This is a genomic window from Streptomyces sp. PH9007 (assembly GCF_059813725.1).
In genome coordinates this window covers 1,687,535-1,707,924 of the sequence record NZ_CM187440.1, presented here as the reverse complement: position 1 = coordinate 1,707,924, position 20,390 = coordinate 1,687,535, and the positions used below count along the sequence as shown (strand labels likewise).

General features: G+C 73.4%; 18 protein-coding genes. 12 read left to right on the top strand and 6 right to left on the bottom strand.

What is annotated here, in order from left to right:
• Nucleotides 1-12: 12 nt before the first annotated feature.
• The 3 genes from hemW to ACTFAP_RS07725 are packed head-to-tail and all read right to left on the bottom strand — an operon-like array spanning nt 13 to nt 2,799.
• Nucleotides 13-1,245: a radical SAM family heme chaperone HemW gene (gene hemW, locus ACTFAP_RS07735; RefSeq protein WP_390116355.1), complete on the bottom strand. Its 1,233-nt coding sequence runs from the start codon at nt 1,243-1,245 to the stop codon at nt 13-15.
• Nucleotides 1,246-1,270: 25 nt separating this feature from the next.
• The gene (locus tag ACTFAP_RS07730; RefSeq protein WP_500468580.1) at nt 1,271-2,113 is read right to left on the bottom strand and encodes a DUF3097 domain-containing protein; all 843 of its coding nucleotides are present in this window, start codon (nt 2,111-2,113) and stop codon (nt 1,271-1,273) included.
• Between the two features lie 5 nt (nt 2,114-2,118).
• Nucleotides 2,119-2,799 (bottom strand): MBL fold metallo-hydrolase, encoded by a 681-nt coding sequence (locus tag ACTFAP_RS07725; RefSeq protein ID WP_495683976.1) that lies wholly within the window; start codon nt 2,797-2,799, stop codon nt 2,119-2,121.
• Nucleotides 2,800-2,988: 189 nt separating this feature from the next.
• On the opposite strand from ACTFAP_RS07725, the gene hrcA reads away from it, so the two are divergent.
• Genes hrcA through ACTFAP_RS07710 form a run of 3 tightly spaced genes read left to right on the top strand, consistent with a single transcriptional unit; the run spans nt 2,989 to nt 5,916 of the window.
• Nucleotides 2,989-4,005, top strand: coding sequence for a heat-inducible transcriptional repressor HrcA (gene hrcA, locus ACTFAP_RS07720; RefSeq protein WP_400009679.1), 1,017 nt, complete (start codon nt 2,989-2,991; stop codon nt 4,003-4,005).
• Nucleotides 4,006-5,148: a molecular chaperone DnaJ gene (gene dnaJ, locus ACTFAP_RS07715; RefSeq protein WP_030725791.1), complete on the top strand. Its 1,143-nt coding sequence runs from the start codon at nt 4,006-4,008 to the stop codon at nt 5,146-5,148.
• A gap of 21 nt (nt 5,149-5,169) precedes the next feature.
• Nucleotides 5,170-5,916 carry a 16S rRNA (uracil(1498)-N(3))-methyltransferase gene (locus ACTFAP_RS07710; protein WP_500468579.1) on the top strand — a complete coding sequence of 249 codons (747 nt, stop codon included), beginning with the start codon at nt 5,170-5,172 and terminating at the stop codon, nt 5,914-5,916.
• Nucleotides 5,917-5,986: 70 nt separating this feature from the next.
• On the opposite strand, the gene ACTFAP_RS07705 is transcribed toward ACTFAP_RS07710, so the two are convergent.
• Together ACTFAP_RS07705 and ACTFAP_RS07700 are read right to left on the bottom strand one after the other, a co-directional pair.
• Nucleotides 5,987-6,097, bottom strand: a complete 111-nt coding sequence (locus tag ACTFAP_RS07705; RefSeq protein WP_390116364.1) for a methionine/alanine import family NSS transporter small subunit — start codon at nt 6,095-6,097, stop codon at nt 5,987-5,989.
• On the bottom strand, nt 6,094-7,641 hold the full coding sequence (locus ACTFAP_RS07700) for a sodium-dependent transporter (RefSeq protein ID WP_495683974.1): 1,548 nt from the start codon (nt 7,639-7,641) through the stop codon (nt 6,094-6,096). The genes ACTFAP_RS07705 and ACTFAP_RS07700 overlap by 4 nt, the downstream gene beginning before the upstream one ends.
• A 132-nt stretch (nt 7,642-7,773) precedes the next feature.
• Here ACTFAP_RS07700 and ACTFAP_RS07695 point away from each other — a divergent pair, with 132 nt between their 5' ends.
• The 4 genes from ACTFAP_RS07695 to ACTFAP_RS07680 are packed head-to-tail and all read left to right on the top strand — an operon-like array spanning nt 7,774 to nt 13,803.
• Nucleotides 7,774-10,938, top strand: a complete 3,165-nt coding sequence (locus ACTFAP_RS07695; RefSeq protein ID WP_500468578.1) for a S41 family peptidase — start codon at nt 7,774-7,776, stop codon at nt 10,936-10,938.
• 44 nt (nt 10,939-10,982) lie between these two features.
• Entirely contained in the window at nt 10,983-11,342 is a 360-nt protein-coding gene (locus tag ACTFAP_RS07690; protein WP_390116369.1) for a histidine triad nucleotide-binding protein, read from the top strand.
• Nucleotides 11,343-11,350: 8 nt separating this feature from the next.
• Nucleotides 11,351-12,256 (top strand): ribonuclease Z, encoded by a 906-nt coding sequence (locus tag ACTFAP_RS07685; protein ID WP_500468577.1) that lies wholly within the window; start codon nt 11,351-11,353, stop codon nt 12,254-12,256.
• 20 nt (nt 12,257-12,276) lie between these two features.
• The gene (locus tag ACTFAP_RS07680) at nt 12,277-13,803 is read left to right on the top strand and encodes a glycoside hydrolase family 43 protein (RefSeq protein ID WP_500468576.1); all 1,527 of its coding nucleotides are present in this window, start codon (nt 12,277-12,279) and stop codon (nt 13,801-13,803) included.
• Between the two features lie 101 nt (nt 13,804-13,904).
• On the opposite strand, the gene ACTFAP_RS07675 is transcribed toward ACTFAP_RS07680, so the two are convergent.
• Nucleotides 13,905-15,230, bottom strand: a complete 1,326-nt coding sequence (locus tag ACTFAP_RS07675; RefSeq protein ID WP_500468575.1) for a family 4 glycosyl hydrolase — start codon at nt 15,228-15,230, stop codon at nt 13,905-13,907.
• 51 nt (nt 15,231-15,281) lie between these two features.
• On the opposite strand from ACTFAP_RS07675, the gene ACTFAP_RS07670 reads away from it, so the two are divergent.
• The 5 genes from ACTFAP_RS07670 (at nt 15,282) to ACTFAP_RS07650 (ending at nt 20,374) form a co-directional block, all read left to right on the top strand.
• The gene (locus tag ACTFAP_RS07670; protein ID WP_500469432.1) at nt 15,282-16,454 is read left to right on the top strand and encodes a carbohydrate kinase family protein; all 1,173 of its coding nucleotides are present in this window, start codon (nt 15,282-15,284) and stop codon (nt 16,452-16,454) included.
• A gap of 89 nt (nt 16,455-16,543) precedes the next feature.
• Nucleotides 16,544-17,590: a PhoH family protein gene (locus ACTFAP_RS07665; protein WP_390116375.1), complete on the top strand. Its 1,047-nt coding sequence runs from the start codon at nt 16,544-16,546 to the stop codon at nt 17,588-17,590.
• Between the two features lie 13 nt (nt 17,591-17,603).
• Nucleotides 17,604-18,101, top strand: a complete 498-nt coding sequence (gene ybeY / locus ACTFAP_RS07660) for an rRNA maturation RNase YbeY (RefSeq protein WP_400009669.1) — start codon at nt 17,604-17,606, stop codon at nt 18,099-18,101.
• A 20-nt stretch (nt 18,102-18,121) separates the two neighbouring features.
• Entirely contained in the window at nt 18,122-19,441 is a 1,320-nt protein-coding gene (locus tag ACTFAP_RS07655; RefSeq protein ID WP_500468574.1) for a hemolysin family protein, read from the top strand.
• A 141-nt stretch (nt 19,442-19,582) separates the two neighbouring features.
• Nucleotides 19,583-20,374, top strand: coding sequence for a hypothetical protein (locus ACTFAP_RS07650; protein WP_500468573.1), 792 nt, complete (start codon nt 19,583-19,585; stop codon nt 20,372-20,374).
• Nucleotides 20,375-20,390: the final 16 nt, after the last annotated feature.

The following is a 20,390-nucleotide window of genomic DNA, read 5'->3' as shown; positions in this document are numbered from 1 at the left end:
CCGGGCGGTGCGTCAGTCGATCAGGTCGCGGACCAGCGCGTCGGCCAGCAGGCGGCCCTTGAGGGTGAGGGCCGCCCGGCCGGCGGCGTGCGCCGCCGGGTCCAGCAGGCCGTCCGCCAGCGCGCGGGCGGCCGCCGCCGTTCCGGCCTCGCGCAGCAGCGTCAGCTCGCAGCCGTCCACCAGGCGCAGCTCCAGCAGGACGCGCTCCACCCGCCGGTCCTCCGCCGACAGCAGCTCGCGCCCGGCCCCGGGGGAGCGGCCGGCGGCCAGCGCCCGGGTGTACGCGGCGGGGTGCTTCACGTTCCACCAGCGGACGCCGCCCACGTGGCTGTGGGCGCCGGGCCCGGCGCCCCACCAGTCGGCGCCGGTCCAGTACAGCTCGTTGTGCCGGCAGCGCGCGGCCTCGGAGGTGGCCCAGTTGGACACCTCGTACCAGCCGAAGCCGGCCGCCGACAGCGTCTCCTCGGCGATCAGATAGCGGTCCGCGTGCACGTCGTCGTCCGTCATCGGGATCTCGCCGCGCCGCACCCGCCCGGCGAGCCGGGTGCCCTCCTCGACGATCAGCGAGTACGCCGAGACGTGGTCGGGCCCGGCGGCCACCGCCGCCTCCAGCGTGCCGCGCCAGTCCGCGTCGGACTCGCCGGGGGTGCCGTAGATCAGGTCGAGATTGACGTGCGCGAACCCGGCGGCGCGGGCCTCGGCCACGCACGCCTCGGGGCGGCCCGGGGTGTGGGTGCGCTCCAGGATGTTCAGCACGTGGGGGCTGGCGCTCTGCATGCCGAAGGAGATCCGGTTGAAGCCGGCCGCGCGCAGCTCCTCCAGGTAGCCGGGGTCCACCGAGTCCGGGTTGGCCTCGGTGGTCACCTCGGCGTCCGGCGCCAGTCCGAACTCCTCGCGCACGGCGCCCAGCATCGCGCCGAGATCGGCGGCCGGCAGCAGGGTGGGGGTGCCGCCGCCGACGAAGACCGTCGACACCGGGCGCGGGTCATCGCCCAGCACCTTGCGGGCCAGCCGGATCTCCTCGGCGAGGGTCGCCGCGTAGTTCTCCCGGGAGGCGATCGCCCCGTCCGCGCCGCGCAGCTCGGCGGCCGTGTAGGTGTTGAAGTCGCAGTAGCCGCAGCGGGTGGCGCAGTACGGCACGTGCAGGTAGAACGCGAGCGGCCGGCCGGCGGCCCCGGTCAGGGCGGCGGCGGGCAGCGAGCCGTCCTCGGGGACGGGCTCGCCATCGGGCAGGACGGAGGGCATGCCCTCCATTGTCCGGCATCCGTGCTCAGGGCACCGGGCCGCCCACCGTGACGTGGTCGATCAGGTGTTCCACCGGGCCCAGCAGGGTGGGCTCCAGGTCGCGGAAGCTGTGCACCTTCCCCAGGATGTGCCGCCAGGCGGCGCCGGTGTTGGCCGGCCAGCCCAGGGCGCGGCACACCCCCGTCTTCCAGTCCTGGCCGCGCGGCACCCGCGGCCAGGCGGCGATGCCCACCGAGGACGGCTTGACCGCCTCCCAGATGTCGATGAACGGGTGGCCCACGATCAGCACGTTCGGGTCCGTCACCCCGGCCGCGATCCGGGACTCCTTCGATCCCGGCACCAGATGGTCCACCAGCACCCCGAGCCGGGCGTCGGCGGTCGGCCCGAACTCCCGCACGATCGCCGGGAGGTCGTCGATGCCCTCCAGATACTCGACGACCACCCCCTCGATCCGCAGGTCGTCGCCCCAGACCTTCTCCACCAGCTCCGCGTCGTGGCGCCCCTCCACATAGATCCGCCCGGCGCGCGCCACCCGGGCCCGCGCCCCCGGGACGGCCACCGAGCCGGAGGCGGTACGCGCCGGCCCGGACGCGGGACGGGAGCCGGCCGGCCTGGGCAGGGTCAGCGTCACGGGCTTGCCCTCCAGCAGGAAGCCGCGCGGCTCCAGCGGGAACACCCGCCGCTTGCCGAACCGGTCCTCCAGCGTCACCGTCGGGCCCTGCGCGGTCTTCTCGCAGCGGATCACCGCCCCGCAGTACCCGGTGCCGGCCTCCTCCACGACGAGACCGGGCTCGGCCGGCACCTCGGGCACCGGGGCGGACCGCTTCCACGGCGGGGTCAGGTCGGGGCCGTACTCTCTGCTGCGCATGGCCGTCATTGTGCCCCGGCGCGTGCGGCGAGAAAGGCGCGCTGGGCGCGTACGAACGCGGCGTCCACCACCGCGCCGTGCCCCGGGACGTAGCGGGCCTCCGGGCCGCCCAGCTCCAGCAGCCGGTCCAGCGCGGCGGGCCAGGCGGCCGGGTCCGCGTCGGGCCCCGCCTGCGGCTCGCCCGACTCCTCGACCAGGTCGCCGCAGAAGACGATGTCGTCCACCTTCACCACCACGTCGTGGGGGGTGTGCGCGGGGCCCAGCCGCGCCACCGACACGGTGCGCCCGCCCCCCAGGTACAGCGAGAGCCGCGATTCCACCGGCTGCGCCCGTACCCCCGCCAGCGCCGCCGCGCCCTTCGCCGCCTCCGCCTCCGGCATCCCGTGCCGTACCGCGTCCGCCGCCAGCTCCACCGGATCGCCCAGCTCCCCGTACACCCGTGCCCCGGGGTAACCGCCCGCCCCGAGGACGTGATCGAAGTGCGGATGGGTCAGCACCACCCAGCGCACCGGCAGTCCCAGCAGGCCGCGCAGCTCCGCCCGGATCGCCGCCGCCGCGCCCGGGGAGGGGCCCGCGTCCACCAGCAGCACCCCGCGCGCGCCCGCGATCGCGCCCACCGTCTCGTCCCAGCCGGGCAGCCGGATCCGCAGTACGCCCGGGGCAAGCTCTTCCCAAGAGGTCTCCACAGTGCGAAGTTAACGTCACGGAGCGGGGCATGCTCTGCCTTACGGGGCTACTCCCGCGATACCGTCGGGCGGTCGCGCTTTCCCTGGCCTTGCTACCCGGCCGTACACTGGACCAGGGATTGGCACTCGGAGTGGATGAGTGCCAGGACGGTACTGACGGGAATGCGGCCGGACGGGAGGTGTCGCTGCATGCTCAGTGAACGCAGACTGGAAGTGCTGCGGGCCATCGTCCAGGACTATGTCGGCACCGAGGAGCCGGTGGGTTCCAAGGCGCTGACGGAGCGGCACAACCTCCAGGTGTCCCCGGCGACGGTGCGCAACGACATGGCGGCGCTGGAGGAGGAGGGCTACATCGCCCAGCCCCACACCAGCGCAGGACGGGTGCCCACCGACAAGGGCTACCGGCTGTTCGTCGACAAGCTCGCCGACGTCAAGCCGCTGACCACCGCCGAGCGGCGCGCCATCTCCAGCTTCCTGGAGGGCGCCGTCGACCTCGACGACGTCGTGGGCCGTACGGTGCGGCTGCTGGCCACGCTCACCCGGCAGGTCGCCGTGGTGCAGTACCCCTCGCTGAGCCGCTCCACGGTGCGGCACGTCGAACTGCTCTCGCTGGCCCCGGCCCGGGTGATGCTGGTGCTGATCACCGACACCGGGCGGGTCGAGCAGCGCATGGTGGACTGCCCCGCGCCGTTCGGGGAGACCTCGCTGGCCGATCTGCGGGCCCGGCTGAACAGCCGGATCGTGGGGGAGCGCTTCGCCGAGGTGCCCCGGCTGGTGCAGGACCTGCCCGAGTCCTTCGACAACGAGGACCGGGGCACGGTGTCCACGGTGCTGTCCACCCTGCTGGAAACCCTGGTCGAGGAGACCGAGGAACGGCTGGTCATCGGCGGCACCGCCAATCTGACCCGGTTCGGCCAGGACTTCCCGCTGACGATCCGGCCGGTGCTGGAGGCGCTGGAGGAGCACGTGGTGCTGCTCCGGCTGCTCGGCGAGGCCAAGGACACGGGTATGACCGTGCGCATCGGGCATGAGAACGCTCATGAGGGGCTGACCTCCACATCGGTCGTGGCGGTCGGCTACGGTTCCGGTAACGAGGCGGTCGCGAAACTCGGCGTGGTCGGACCGACCCGCATGGACTACCCCGGAACGATGGGAGCGGTGCGCGCAGTGGCACGGTACGTCGGACAGATCCTCGCGGAGAATTAGGTGGCGACGGACTACTACGCGATCCTGGGCGTGCAGCGTGATGCCTCACAGGACGAGATCAAGAAGGCCTTCCGCAGACTGGCGAGGGAGCTGCACCCGGATGTGAATCCGGACCCCAAGACCCAGGAGCGGTTCAAGGAGATCAACACCGCCTACGAGGTGCTCTCCGACCCGCAGAAGAAACAGATGTACGACCTCGGCGGGGACCCGATGGGTCCCGGCGGCGGGGCGGGCGCCGCTGGATTCGGCGGGGCGGCCGGGTTCGGGAACTTCTCGGACATCATGGACGCCTTCTTCGGCACCGCGCAGCAGCGCGGCCCGAAGTCGCGCACCCGGCGCGGCCAGGACGCCATGATCCGGCTGGAGATCGACCTCAAGGAGGCGGCCTTCGGCACGACCAAGGAAATCCAGGTCGACACCGCCACCGTGTGCAACACGTGCAACGGTGAGGGCGCCGCGCCCGGTACCTCCGCGCAGACGTGTGACATGTGCCGGGGCCGGGGCGAGGTCTCGCAGGTCACCCGTTCCTTCCTGGGGCAGGTCATGACCTCGCGGCCGTGCCCGCAGTGCCAGGGCTTCGGCACGGTCGTCCCGACCCCGTGCCCCGAGTGCGCGGGCGACGGCCGGGTACGGTCGCGGCGCACGCTCACGGTGAAGATCCCGGCCGGTGTCGACAACGGCACCCGCATCCAGCTGGCGGGCGAGGGCGAGGTCGGCCCCGGTGGCGGACCGGCCGGCGACCTGTACGTGGAGATCCGCGAGAGCGCGCATCCGGTCTTCCAGCGGCGCGGTGACGATCTGCACTGCACGGTCACCATCCCGATGACGGCGGCGTCGCTCGGCACCAAGGTGCCGCTGGAGACGCTGGACGGCACGGAGGAGGTCGACATCCGGCCCGGGACGCAGTCCGGCCAGTCGATCCCGCTGCACGGCCGGGGTGTGACGCATCTGCGCAGCAACGGGCGCGGTGATCTGGTGGTCCATGTCGAGGTGCAGACTCCGTCGAAGCTCGACCCCGAGCAGGAGGAGCTGCTGCGGCGGCTGGCGAAGCTCCGGGGTGAGGAGCGGCCGCTCGGTCAGTTTCAGCCGGGGCAGCAGGGGCTTTTCTCGCGGCTGAAGGACGCCTTCAACGGCCGCACCTAGGAAAGGCGTTACGGAAGAACGATGACGGCTCCGGTCTTTGTGACGGACGGACCGCTGGCGGGGGCCCGGGCGGGCTCCTCGCTGACCCTGGACGGCGCCGAGGGCCGGCACGCGGTGTCGGTGCGGCGGCTGCGGGTGGGCGAGGAGGTCGTCCTCACCGACGGCGCGGGCACCGGCGCCGCCGGCACGGTCGCCGCCGTCGAGGGCAAGGACCGGCTGGTGGTGACGGTGGACGCGGTCCGCTCCGAGCCGCCGGCCGCCCCCCGGATCACGGTGGTGCAGGCCCTGCCGAAGGGCGACCGCGGCGAGGTGGCCGTGGAGACCATGACCGAGACGGGCGTGGACGCGATCGTGCCCTGGGCCGCCGCCCGCTGCATCACGCAGTGGAAGGGCGAGCGGGGCGCGAAGTCCCTGGGCAAGTGGCGGGCGACCGCCCGCGAGGCCGCCAAGCAGTCCCGGCGGCTGTGGATCCCGGAGGTCGGCGAGCCGATGGCGACGGCGGCGGTGGCGAAGCTGCTGGCGGGCGCGGCGTTCGCCGGGGTGCTGCACGAATCGGGCACCGAGCCGCTGGCCACGGTGCCACTGCCCCCCGAGGGGGACATCGTCCTGGTGGTGGGCCCCGAGGGCGGGGTCGCGCCGCAGGAGCTGGAGGCGTTCGCGGCGGCCGGGGCGCGGCCGTACCGGCTGGGGCCGACCGTGCTGCGCACCTCCACGGCCGGGACCGCGGCGGCGGCGCTGCTGCTGACCAGGACCGGCCGCTGGGGCTGAGCCCCGCACGACATTCCGGAGGCCGCCGTCCCCCACAGGGACGGCGGCCTCCGGCGCGTGCGTACGGGTGTCAGTCCTCCGGGGTGTCCGGGTGCCGGACCAGCTTGATGATCGCGCCGATCATGCCGCCCCAGACGATGATCATGGAGACGATCATCATGATGATGGCTCCGGTGCTCATCGCGGATCTCCCTTCGACAGCCGGTCGGTACGGTCCTCGTCCTCGTCGGCCAGCGCCGGGCTCGGCCGCCGCCAGGGAATGAGGGAGAGCACGATGCCGACGACGAGCGCGGCCAGCGCCACGCCCCAGCCCGCGTAGAGCAGGAACGAGGTGGGGAGCTCGCCGTAGTTCTGCTGGAACTCGTGCACCAGGCTGTCGATCATCATCCAGCCGAGCACGACGGGGGTGATGACGCCCAGGCAGATCTTCCACCAGCGGCCGAGCAGGATCGCCGAGGTGGCGTCCGCGTTCCGCTGGAGCATGGGGAGCTTGCGGGCGATCCAGCTCATCACGATCAGCAGCACCAGACCGGCCAGCGCGATGCCGTACTGGTTGATGAAGTGATCGGCGGCGTCCAGGAAGTACAGACCGCCGTCGGTGGAGAACAGCAGGATGGACACGACGCCGGTGGCGCCGCCGACCATCAGCACCGAGCGGGTGCGGCTGATCCCGGTGCGGTCCTCCACGGCGGCCACGATGACCTGCACGATGCTGATCAGCGAGGTCAGCCCCGCGATCACCAGCGAGACGAAGAACAGCACGCCGAACGCCTGGCCGAACCACATCTCCGAGATGACCTGCGGGAAGGCGACGAAGGCGAGCCCGACGCCGTCGCTGGCCACATCGTTGACCCCGACCCCGGCCTGGGTCGCCATGAAGCCGAGCGCGGCGAAGACGCCGATGCCGGCCAGGATCTCGAAGGAGCTGTTGGCGAACCCGGCCACCATCGCCGATCCGGTGAGGTCGGAGCGGCGGTTGAGGTACGAGGCGTAGGTGATCATGATGCCGAAGCCGATGGACAGCGAGAAGAAGATCTGGCCGTAGGCCGCGACCCAGACGCTGCCGTTGGTGAGCGCTCCCCAGTCGGGCTGGAAGAGGGCGTTGAGCCCCTCCGTCGCACCGTCCAGGGTCACGGCGCGGATCACGAGTGCGCCGAAGAAGACCACCAAGAGCGGAATGAAAATCTTATTGGCGCGTTCGATGCCACGCCGCACACCGAGGCCCAGGATGATCAGCACCACGATCCAGATGGCGATCAGCGGCACCATGACACCCGGCACGAAGGCGCCGATGGTGCCCGGCTCATCGGCGGCTTTCAGGAAGTCGTTGAAGAAGAAGCCGTTCGGATCGTCCCCCCACGCCCTGGTGAAGGAGAAGCCGACGTAGCGCAGCGACCAGGCCAGGATCACGGCGTAGTAGGTGGCGATGACGAAGCAGATCGCCACCTGCCACCAGCCGATGACCTGGGTGGGGCGGTACAGCGCGCGCAGTGCGGCGGGTGGCGAGGCGCGGTATTTGCGGCCGATCGTGTATTCGAGAATCAGCAGCGGGATTCCGGCGGTGAGCAGCGCGATGAGATACGGCAGCAGAAAGGATCCGCCGCCGTTGTCATAGGCGACTTTGGGGAATCGCCAGATATTCCCCAGTCCGATGGCTGACCCGATCGCGGCCATGAGAAACCCGAGTCGGGTTCCCCATTGTTCGCGAGGCGGCTGGTCGGTCATGGTTCGAGCGTCCTTATCGTCCCTGTACAACTGCGCGAACCGTACCAGTGTGATGAATGTACGGCATCAGGAGTCCAACCAGGGGACGGAAAGGGTGGTGACAGCCGGGTGACCCGCGGCTACGGTCGGTGGATGAGTCTGCCTTTTTACGCGAGATTCCCGCATGTGCACGGCGCGTTGCTGGCCTTTGTCGCCGAGGACGACGTCTGGGTCGCCCCCGTGGACGGCGGGCCCGCCCGGGCCCGGCGGATCAGCACCGACCACGCCCCCGCCAACCACCCCCGGATATCCCCCGACGGCAGCCGGGTCGCCTGGACCTCGTGGCGGGACGGCACCCCCGAGATCTACATGGCGCCGGTCGACGGCGGCCCGGCCACCCGGCTCACCTGGTGGGGCCACCCCGAGACCTCGGTACGCGGCTGGTGCGGCCCCGACGAGGTACTGGCGATCAGCGGCGTGGGCCAGCCCGACTTCCGCTGGACCTGGGCCCGGGCGGTGCCGCTGACCGGAGGCCCGGCCCGCACCCTCCCGTACGGCTCGGTGGGCGCCGTGGCGTACGGCCCGGACGGCGGCGTCCTGCTGCGCTCCGGGCGGATGGGGCGCGGCCGCGACGCCTCGGCGTGGAAGCGCTACCGGGGCGGCGCGGCCGGCAAGCTGTGGATCGACCGCACCGGCGGCGGCGACTTCACGCGGATCCACCCGGACCTCGACGGCAACATCGAATACCCGCTTTGGCAGGGCGAGCGCATCGCCTTCCTCTCCGACCACGAGGGCACCGGCGCCCTGTACTCCTCCCTCCCCGACGGCACTGGACTGCGCCGGCACACCCCCCTGGGCGGGGCCTACGCCCGGCACGCGGCGGGCGACGGCGTCCGGGTGAGCTACGCCGCGCACGGCGAGCTGTGGCTGCTGGACGACCTGGAGCCGGGCACCGAGCCGTACCGCCCGGACATCACCCTCGGCGGCCCGCGTACCGGCCGCCGCCCCCACCACCCGGCCGCCGCCGACCACCTCGCGGCCGTCGCCCCCGACCACACCGGTGACGCCAGCCTGGTGGAGACCCGGGGCGCCCTCCACCTGCTGCCGCACGGCCGTGGCCCCGCCCGGGCGCTGGCCGCCGAGCCGGGCGTCCGGGCCAGGCTGCCGCTGATCGCCGGGGACCGCGCGCTGTGGATCACCGACGCCGGAGGCGAGGAGGCTCTCGCCGTCCGCCCCACCGGGCCCGGGGCTGACGGCACCGCCCCCACCCTCATCGGCGCGGGCGAACTCGGCCAGGTCTTCGAACTCGCCGCCTCCCCGGACGGGCGGCTCGCCGCCCTCGCCCTCCTGGACGGCCGGCTGCTGCTGGCCGACCTGGATCGCGAGACCGTACGCGAGCTGGACAGCGGCCCGCACGGCCCCATCACCGGACCGGCGTTCTCACCCGACGCGGCCTGGCTGGCCTGGTCCCACCCGGGCCCGGAGCCGCTGCGCCAGCTCAAGCTGGCCCGGCTCGCCGACGACACCGTCATCGAGGCCACGCCCCTGCGATTCCGCGACTACGCGCCCGCCTTCACCCGCGACGGCCGGCACCTCGCCTTCCTGTCCGAGCGCAGCTTCGAGCCGGTGTACGACGCCCATGTCTTCGAGGTGTCCTTCCCGGTCGCCGCCCGGCCCCACCTGCTCACCCTGGCCGCCGACGTCCCCTCGCCGCTCGGACCGGTCCCCCCGGCACCCGCCGCCGGCACCCCCGAGGTCCGGGTGGACACCGAGGGCCTCGATCAGCGCGTGGAGGCGTTCCCGGTACCGGCCGGCCGCTACAGCGGACTGTGCGCGTACGACGGCGGCGTGCTGTGGCTCGCCCACCCCGTCACCGGCTTCGACGGCACCTGGATCACCCTCGGCGAACCGCCCGAGCCCCGGCAGACGCTGCACCGCTTCCCGCTCGACGGCGCGGACGACGCGACGGCCGAGGAGATCGCCACCGGCGTCGCCACCGCCACCGTCAGCGGCGACGGGCGGCACGCCGTCCTGCACACCGCGGGCGGGCTGAGCGTCCTGCCGCTCACCGGCGACGGCGGACCCGAGCGCGCCCCCGACCTGTCCCGCATCCGGCTCACCGTCGATCCCGCCGCCGAATGGCGCCAGATGTACGACGAAGCCGGCCGGCTCATGCGCCTGCGGTTCTGGCGCACCGACATGTCGGGCGTCGACTACGCCGCCCAGCTGGCCCGATACCGGCCGCTGCTGGAGCGGATCGGCAGCCACGACGATCTGGTGGACGTGCTGTGGGAGGTGCAGGGCGAACTCGGCACCTCGCACGCCTACGTCATCCCCGCCACCCCGAAGCCGGCCCGCCCGCAGGGCTGGCTGGGCGCCGACCTGGCGCCCGGGGAGGACGGCCGCTGGCGGGTGACGCGTGTGCTGCCCGCCGAGCCCTCCGACCCGCACGCCCGCTCCCCGCTGGCCGCACCTGGAGTGGCGGTCCGCGCGGGCGACGCCGTCACCGCCGTCGACGGCCGTCCCGTGGACCCGGTGACGGGCCCGGCACCGCTGCTGGAAGGTACGGCGGGGCGGCCCGTCCAGCTGACCGTCGCGCCGGCGGACGGCGGCCCCGTACGGCATCCCGTGGTTGTCCCGCTGCCCGACGAGGAGCCGCTGCGCTACCACGCCTGGGTGGCCGGGCGCCGTGCCGAGGTGGCCGAACGCTCCGGCGGCCGGCTCGGCTATCTGCACATCCCCGACATGATGGGGAGCGGCTGGGCACAGCTCCACCGCGACCTGCGGCCGGCGACCACGCACGAGGGCCTGGTGGTGGACGTCCGGGGCAACCGCGGCGGCCACACCTCCCAGCTGGTGGTGGAACGGCTGGCCCGCCGGGTGCTGGGCTGGGAGTTCCCGCGCAGCCGGGAGACCCACACCTATCCCGCGAACGCCCCGCGCGGCCCGCTGGCGGTGCTCGCCGACGAGTACTCCGGCTCGGACGGCGACAAGATCAACGCGGCGGTACGGCTGCTGGGCCTCGGCCCGGTGATCGGCGTCCGCACCTGGGGCGGGCTGATCGGCCTCGGCGGGCGCCCCCAGCTCGCCGACGGCACCGGCGTCACCCAGCCCTCCTTCGCCTCCTGGCTGGAGGGCGGCATCGGCTTCGGCGTCGAGAACCACGGCGTGGACCCCGACATCGAGGTGGTGCGCCGCCCGCAGGACTGGGCGAGCGGTGCCGACCCGCAACTGGACGAAGCCGTACGGCACCTCCTGGCCGCACTCGACGAGCGGCCCGCCTCCGTACCGCCCCGGGTCCCCGGCCGCGCCCGGTAGCATCCCGGGGAACGCACGACCAACGCACCGAGGAGAGCCCGGCGATGGCGGGAGAAGCCCAGGCGGACTGCCTGTTCTGCAAGATCGTGGCCGGGGAGGTGCCGGCGACCGTCGTCCGTGAGACACCGACGACGGTCGCCTTCCGGGACATCAACCCCCAGGCGCCCACCCATGTGCTCGTGGTGCCGCGCGCCCACCACGCCAACGCGGGCGCGCTGGCCGCCGCCGATCCGCGGCTGACGGCCGATGTGCTGCGCGAGACGGCGGAGGTCGCCGCGCAGGAGAAGATCGACGCCAGCGGCTACCGGGTCGTGCTCAACACCGGCGCGGGCGCCGGACAGACCGTCTTCCACGTGCACGCCCATGTGCTGGGCGGGCGCGGCTTCGAGTGGCCGCCCGGGTAACCGGCACCATGTCCGTACGCGAACTGGTGGTGCTGGGCACCGCCAGCCAGGTGCCCACCCGGCGCCGCAACCACAACGGCTATCTGCTGCGCTGGGACGGGGAGGGGCTGCTGTTCGATCCGGGGGAGGGCACCCAGCGGCAGATGACGCACGCCGGGGTTTCCGCCACCGAGATCACCCGCATCTGTGTCAGCCACTTCCACGGCGATCACTCGCTCGGCCTGGCCGGGGTGATCCAGCGGATCAACGGCGACGGGGTGCCGCACCCGGTGCGCGCGCACTATCCCGCCAGCGGCCAGGTGTACTTCGAGCGGCTGCGGTACGCGACGGCCTATCAGGAGCGGGCCGTCATCGAGGAGCACCCGGTGCGCGAGGACGGCGTGCTGGACGCCGGGGAGCGCTTCACCCTGTCGGCGGCGCGGCTCTCCCATCCGGTGGAGTCCTTCGGCTACCGGCTGGTGGAGCCGGACGGCCGCCGCATGCTGCCGCGGCGGCTGGCGGAGGCCGGCATCCGCGGGGCCGAGGTGCGGCGGTTGCAGCAGGAGGGCGAACTGCGCGGGGTGCGTCTTGAGGAGATGAGCGAGGAACGGCCGGGACAGCGGTTCGCGTTCGTCATGGACACCCGGCTGTGCGACGGGGTGTACACCCTCGCCCAGGGCTGCGACCTGCTGGTCATCGAGGCCACCTTTCTCGACGAGGACGCCGCTCTCGCCGAGAAGTACGGCCATCTGACGGCCGGTGAGGCCGGCGCCGTGGCGGCGGAGTGCGGCGTACGGCACCTGGTGCTGACGCACTTCTCGCAGCGCTACCCCGACCCGGCCCCGCTCGGGGCGCAGGCCCGCGCGGCGGGGTTCACGGGCGAACTGACGGTGGCCGAGGACCTGGACCGGATCCCGGTACCCAGACGGCCGTGACCAATGAGGAAAGGTGCCCCATGAAGGCGACGGCTGACGGTTGGGCAGGCGGCACATTCAGCAATCCGGTGATCCCCGGGTTCCATCCCGACCCCAGCATCTGCCGGGTCGGCGAGGACTACTACCTCGTCTGCTCCAGCTTCGAGTACTTCCCCGGCGTGCCGGTCTTCCACAGCAAGGACCTGGTGCACTGGGAGCAGATAGGCAACGTCATGGAGCGCCCGGCCCAGCTGCGGCTGCCGGACACCGCGCCCTCCTCCGGGGGCGTGTACGCGCCGACGCTGCGGCACCACGACGGCCGGTTCTGGCTGATCACCACGGACGTCTCGCACGACGGCAACGTGCTCTTCAGCGCCGCCGACCCGGCCGGCCCCTGGTCGGACCCGGTGCGGCTGCCCGGGGTGAAGGGCATCGACCCCGACCTGGCCTGGGACGAGGACGGCCGCTGCTGGGTCACCACGGCCGGGATCAGCCAGATCGCCATCGACACCGCCACCGGGCAGACGATCGGCGCGCCGCGCCGGCTGTGGTCCGGCACGCCGGGGGCCAAGGCCCCCGAGGCGCCGCACCTGTACCGGATCGGTGACCACTGGTACCTGCTGATCGCCGAGGGCGGTACGGAACGGGGCCACGGCATCTCGATCGCGCGCGGGCCCGCGCCGTACGGGCCGTTCGAGCCCTGCCCGGACAATCCGGTGCTGAGCCACCGCAGCACCGATGAGGAGATCCAGAACACCGGGCACGGGGATCTCGTCCAGGCCCCGGACGGGTCGTGGTGGCTGGTGTTCCTGGGGGTGCGGCCCGGCGGCGGCAGCCCGGGCTGGCACGTGCTGGGCCGCGAGACCTTCCTGGCGCCGGTGACCTGGACGGATGGGGGGTGGCCGGTGATCGGCGCGGCCACCCCGGCGATGGCGGCACCGCCGTGGCCGCCGCGGCCGGTGCCCGCGCCGCCGGCCAGGGACGACTTCGACGCCGCGCGGCTGCATCCGCACTGGCTGTCGGTGCGCTCCCGGCCCGAGGGGTACTTCTCGACCACGGAGCGGCCGGGCTGGCTGACGCTGCGGGCGCGCGGGGCGTCGCTGGACGACCAGGCCGTGACGTTCGCGGGCCGCCGCCAGCAGGATCGTTCCTGCCGGGCGCGCACGCTCATCGATCCGGGGGTCGGGCGCGGCGGGCTCGCGGTGCGGCTGGACGAGCGGCACCACTACGCGGTCGAGGCGGCGGGGTCGGGCTCGGTGCGCGTGGTCGCGCGGATCGGCCCGCTGCGGCAGACGCTGGGTGAGCGGCGGGTGCCGGCGGGCCCGGTCACGCTGCGGATCGACGTCAGCGCGCCGACGGAGACCTGGGACCCCCGGCAGGGCCCCGATGTGCTGCGGCTGGGGGTGGAGGGGCCGGACGGCGAGCTGGAGGTGCTGGCCGAGCTGGACGGCCGCTATCTGTCCACCGAGGTGGCGGGCGGCTTCACCGGCCGGGTCATCGGCATGTACGCGGCGGAGGGCACGGTGCGTTTCGACTGGTTCGCACTCGACGCCGGGGAGAAGGAGTAGCCTCCGCTGCCCTCGGGGCGGCCGAGGCCGCCGCCCCGGGCTCCGCCCGCGTACCCGGGGGGTGGCGCCACGTGGTGCCGGAGCCGTCCGCGCCCCGGGCGTCAGCCGGACACCGGCCACCCGGCCGCCGCCAGGATGTGCCCGGCCGTGGCCGGGGAGTCGACCAGCGGGTGCAGCGCCAGGGCGCGCAGCGCGGCCTCCGGCGAACCGGTGCCGGCGGCGTCGATGGTGGCGCGCTCGACCGCCTTCAGCTGGAGCATCAGCCCGGTCTCCGCGAGCCCCGGGGAGATGGCCGGCACCGGGTGGGCGCCCTGGGCGTTCACCTCGCAGACCGTCTCGATGACGGCGTCCGGCGGCAGAGCGGGCAGCGTGCCGGCGTTGCGGACGTTGAGGATGAGACGGGTGGCACGGTCGGTGGCGATGGCGCGCATCAGCGCCAGCGCCACCTGCTCGTAGCCGCCACCGTCCAGGTCGCAGCTGTCGCGCGGCGCCGCGTCGCCGGCCGCCGCACGGGCGTCGGCCCCGTAGGTCTCCTCGCGCTCCAGCCGGGTCCGCTCCCACCGGGCGTGCACTCTTTCCGGTGAATCCGCCTCGGCCAGCGCCGCCTCGAAGAAGCCCTCCTGCTGCCGGGCCAGGAACGCGCCCCTGGTCTCCCGCGCGTCCCGCGCCGCGGCCAGGGTCTCGCGGCGGAAGTAGTAGTAGTGCAGGTACTCGTTGGGCAGCGTCCCCAGCGCGCGCAGCCAGCGGGCCCCGAACAGCCGGCCCTCCTCGAAGGAGGCGAGCGCCGCCTCGTCCGCCAGCAGCCCCGGCAGCAGCTCCCGGCCGTGCAGGGTGAGCGAGTGCAGCCAGCCCAGGTGGTTGAGCCCGGTGTACCCGTAGCCGACCTCCGCCGGGTCGGCGCCCGCCGCCCGCGCCGCGCGCCGCACCAGGCCGACCGGCGAGTCGCAGATGCCGATCACCCGGTGGCCCAGCACCGCGGACATCGCCTCGGTGACCATCCCGGCCGGGTTGGTGAAGTTGATGACCCACGCGCCGGGCGCCACCGCCGCGACCCGCTCGGCGATCCGCAGCGCCACGGGCACCGAGCGCAGCCCGTACAGCACCCCGCCGGCCCCGACCGTCTCCTGGCCCAGCACACCGGCCGCCAGCGGCACCCGCTCGTCCGCCACCCGGCCCCGCACCCCGCCCACCCGGATCGCCGAGAAGACGAAGTCGGCACCGGCCAGGGCCTGGTCGAGATCGGTGGTCGCGCGGACCCGTACGGAGGAGCCCTGCGCCGCCAGCACGGCCGCGATCACCCGCAGCCGGCCCGGGTCGGTGTCGTGCAGCGTCACCTCCGTGACCCGCGCCGGTCCGTCGTCGCCCAGCAGCGCACGGTATACCAGGGGGACGCGGAATCCGCCGCCGCCAATGATCGCCAGCCTCATGCACGGCAACGTACACGTACCGTGGAGGCGAGTACGTACCAGGAGCAGCAGGTGACCACCGACGACCAGACCCCACGACCGGGACCCCTGGGGCACGCCCTCGATCCGCTGGCGGGGGTGCGCCGGCCCGGCGATCCGGGCTGCGACGTGTATCTGACCGGGACCGTGTTCCTGGACATCATCTTCACCGGCCTGGACTCGGCGCCGGTGCGCGGTACCGAGTCCTGGGCGCGGGGCATGGGCTCCAGCCCGGGCGGGGTCGCCAACATGGCCACCGCGCTGGCCCGGCTGGGCCTGCGGACCTCGCTGGCGGCGGCGTTCGGGGACGACAAGTACGGCGAGTACTGCTGGGAGACGCTGGAGCGGGGCGAGGGCATCGATCTGGGCGCCTCGTGGACGGTGCCCGGCTGGCACTCGCCGGTGACGGTGTCCATGGCGTACGAGGGCGAGCGCACGATGGTCTCGCACGGCCACGAGGCGCCGCTGCCCGGGGGAAGCGCCCCCGGGGTGCGCGGGGCACCGGCCGCCCGCTCCGCCGTCGCCTCGCTCAGCCCCGGGCAGCCCCAGGAGTGGATCGCCGCGGCGGCGGGCGGCGGCAGCCTGGTCTTCGCCGACGTGGGCTGGGACGACACCGGCGCCTGGGACCTGGCGGCGCTGCCCGACCTGGCGCACTGCGAGGCGTTCCTGCCCAACGCGCAGGAGGCCATGCGCTACACCCGCACCGAGTGCCCGCGCGCGGCGGCCAGGGCGCTGACCGAGCGGGTGCCGCTGGCCGTGGTCACGATGGGCGCCGAGGGCGCGTACGCGGCCGACGGCAGGACGGGGGAGACCGCCGAGGTTCCGGCGATCATGGTGGAGGCGCTGGACACCACCGGGGCCGGGGACGTCTTCGTGGCCGGGTTCGTGACCGGGACGCTGGCCCGCTGGCCGCTCGCGGACCGGCTGGCCTTCGCGGGGCTGACCGCCGCGCTGTCGGTGCAGGAGTTCGGCGGCTCGCTGTCGGCGCCCGGCTGGGGCGAGATCGCGGCGTGGTGGCAGCGGCTGTGCTCGCTCACCCCGGCCGGCACCCCGATGGAGCAGGCGCTGGAGCGGTACGCGTTCCTGGAGCGGCTGCTGCCCTGCCCCGCCCCGCCGTGGCCGCGCGCCCGCGCGGTGCCCACGCTGGGCTTCCGCGGCACGCCGGGCACCACCGCCGTGGCGCAACGGGACGATCGCACTGCGTAATTCTCTAGGGTCTGTCCGCGCCGCGTCGTACCCTGGGATCCCGGAAGCCGAGGACTAGAGAGGGATGAGCTGGCCCATCCGGGCCGCCCATGACACAGACACCCACGCACCAGCCAGTGGCCCCGGCCACTGAGGCGACCGCCCGGTTCGCCGTTCCCGCCAAGCACCCGATGGTCACGGTGCTGGGCTCCGGCGACTCTCTGCTGCGGGTCATCGAGAAGTCGTTCCCCGCCACCGACATCCACGTCCGGGGCAACGAGATCACCGCCACCGGCGAGGCCACCGAGGTGGCGCTGATCCAGCGCCTGTTCGACGAGATGATGCTGGTGCTGCGCACCGGCCAGCCGCTGAGCGAGGACGCCGTGGAGCGCTCCATCGCGATGCTGCGCTCGGCGGGCAACGGCGCGTCCGACGCCGCGGAGAGCCCCGCCGAGGTGCTCACCCAGAACATCCTGTCCAACCGGGGCAAGACCATCCGGCCCAAGACGCTGAACCAGAAGCGGTACGTGGACGCCATCGACCGGCACACGATCGTCTTCGGCATCGGCCCGGCCGGTACCGGCAAGACCTACCTCGCCATGGCCAAGGCGGTGCAGGCGCTCCAGTCCAAGCAGGTCAACCGGATCATCCTGACCCGCCCCGCCGTGGAGGCGGGCGAGCGGCTCGGGTTCCTGCCCGGCACGCTCTACGAGAAGATCGACCCGTATCTGCGCCCGCTGTACGACGCGCTGCACGACATGCTCGACCCCGACTCGATCCCGCGGCTGCTGAGCGCGGGCACGATCGAGGTCGCGCCGCTGGCGTACATGCGCGGCCGGACGCTGAACGACGCGTTCATCATCCTGGACGAGGCGCAGAACACCAGCCCCGAGCAGATGAAGATGTTCCTCACCCGGCTCGGGTTCGAATCCAGGATCGTCATCACCGGTGACGTCACCCAGGTCGACCTGCCCGGCACCAGCAAGAGCGGACTGCGGCAGGTGCAGGAGATCCTGGACGGGGTGCCGGACGTGCACTTCTCCCGGCTCACCAGCACCGACGTCGTACGGCACAAGCTGGTCGGCCGGATCGTGGACGCCTACGAGCGGTTCGACGAGCGCACGGGCGACAGCAGAAACAACGGACAGGGAAAGTAGCCGCGACACCACCATGGCGATCGAGGTCAACAATGAATCCGGCCTGGAGATCGACGTGGCGGCGGTGCACGACATCGCCCGCTACGCGCTGAGCAGGATGCGGATCCACCCGCTGTCCGAACTGTCGGTCATCGCGATCGACGAGGAGGCCATGGAGGCCCTCCACATCCAGTGGATGGACCTCCCCGGCCCCACCGATGTGATGTCCTTCCCGATGGACGAACTGCGTCCGCCGGCCAAGGACGAGGAGGAGCCCGTCAAGGGGCTGCTCGGCGACATCGTGCTGTGCCCCCAGGTGGCCAGGACCCAGGGGGCCGCCGCGCCCACCGGGCACTCCATGGACGACGAGCTGCAGCTGCTCACCGTCCACGGCGTGCTGCATCTGCTGGGATACGACCACGAGGTGCCCGACGAGCGGGCCGAGATGTTCGGCCTCCAGAAGGCCATCGTGGACGGCTGGCGCGCCGAGGCGGGGCTCAGCGGCCCCTCCCCGGCCCCGACGATCACCTGAGCGGGCGGGCAGACGCGACGATGGACGCCACACTGTGGACCTTTCTGCTGACTCTGCTGGTCATCGCCTGGCTGGCCTCCTGTGCCGAGGCAGGGCTGAGCCGGATCACCGCCTTCCGTGCCGAACAGGCGGTCCGCGAGGGCCGGCGCGGCGCGAGCCGGCTGGAGACGGTGGCCGCCGACCCGACCCGCTATCTGAACCTGGCGCTGCTGCTGCGCGTCGCCGGCGAGATGGGGGTGGCCGTCCTGGTCACCTACGCCTGTCTCAAGAGCTTCGACGAGGTGTGGCAGGCGCTGCTCGTCGCCGTCCCGGTGACGGTGGTGCTGTCCTTCGTCGTCATCGGGGTCTCGCCGCGCACCATCGGCCGCCAGCACCCGGTGGCCGTCTCCGGCGCGGCGGCGCTGATCCTCATCCCGCTGTCGCGGGTGCTGGGGCCGCTCGCCCAGCTGCTGATCATCGTCGGTAACGCGCTGACACCGGGCGAGGGCTTCCGCAAGGGACCCTTCGCCTCGGAGGCGGAGCTGCGGGCGATGGTGGACCTGGCCGAGCGCGAGTCGCTGATCGAGGACGAGGAACGCCGCATGGTGCACTCGGTCTTCGAACTGGGCGACACCCTGGTGCGCGAGGTGATGGTGCCGCGCACCGACCTGATCTCCATGGACCGGGGCAAGACGCTGCGGCAGGGGCTCTCGCTGGCGCTGCGGTCCGGGTTCTCCCGGATCCCGGTGACCGGGGAGAGCGACGACGACATCGTCGGCATCGTCTACCTCAAGGACCTGGCACGCGCCGTGCACATCAGCCGGGAGGCGGAGGCCGACCCGGTGGAGTCGCTCATGCGGCCCGCGACCTTCGTGCCCGACACGAAGAACGCCGGTGACCTGCTGCGCGAGATGCAGCGCGACCACATCCACGTGGCCGTGGCGATCGACGAGTACGGCGGCACGGCCGGGGTCGTGACCATCGAGGACATCCTGGAGGAGATCGTCGGCGAGATCGCCGACGAGTACGACCAGGAGCTGCCGCCGGTCGCCGAACTGGCGGACGGCGCCTACCGGGTGACCTCGCGCCTGGACCTGGGCGACCTGGGCGAGCTGTTCGGGGTGGACCTGGAGGACGAGGACGTCGAGACGGTCGGCGGGCTGCTGGCGAAGTCCCTGGGCCGGGTCCCGATCGCCGGTGCCACGACGGTGGTGGACCTGTCGGCCGAGCGCGCCCATCCGGACCTGGCCGGCCTGCGGCTGACGGCCGAGCCGCCGACCGGGCGCCGCAACCGCATCGACCGGGTGGTGGTCGAGCCGATCCGCCACGAGGCCGGGGCCACCACGCAGGACGCGGCCTGACAGCGGTGACACGGGCCGCCGATCACCCCGGCCGGCGGCCGACCGCCGCCGGCAGCCGGCGCACGCCCGCACGGTAGCCCCCTCACCCGAACGGGCCTGCGACGGTGGCCGGGGGGCCACTCGGGTGGCGCCATGGGAGGCATGGAGCTTTCGCAGCGCACCGCCGCCGTCGCCTCCCTCGCCTCGATCGCCGCCCTCGGCCTGCTCGCCGGGGCGGCACTGCCCCCGGGCGCCCCCGCCGGGACCTCCACCGGCCCGGCCACCTCGGCCGCCTCCGTCGTGGCCGGGCCCCAGGTGCTCGACGAGGAGGGGCTGCGCGCCGCCCTGCTCGACCACACCGACTTCCCGATGGGCTGGGCCGGCGACAGCGACGAACAGGCCGAACGGCGCGGCATCGGCGTCCCGCGTCCCACCGAGGACGGCTGCCGGGAACTGTTCGAACCCGCCGCGGGCGAGCCCGCCGTCGTACGGGCCGGGTTCGCCCGTACCCACACCGGGCCCTTCGTGGTCACCGTCGCCGCCGCGCACGGCGACGAGGCCGGCGCCCGGGCCGCCATGGAGGGGTTCGCCCGGGCCGCGGGACAGTGCGCCACCTTCCACGCCGAGGAGGGCCCCGAGCAGAACAGCGCCACCGTCTCCTACACCGCCGAGGAGAGCACGAGCGGCACCGACGGCGCGGGACTCGGCGAGGATGCCGCGGTGCTGCGCTTCGAACGGGAGGCCGGGGACGCGGAGGAGGCCGGGATCGTCGCCGAGGTGGTGATCGCCAGGATCGGCGCCCACACCGTACGGATCGCCCAGGCCGGCCGGGACGACGCCGCCGCGGGCGGGCTCGGCGAACTCGCCGAACGCGCCGTGGAGAAGCTGCGCCAGGTCACCGACGGCCACACCCCCCGACCCCAGCCGGACCAGCCGGGGACCACGGAACTGTAGGCGACGCCCAGCCCGT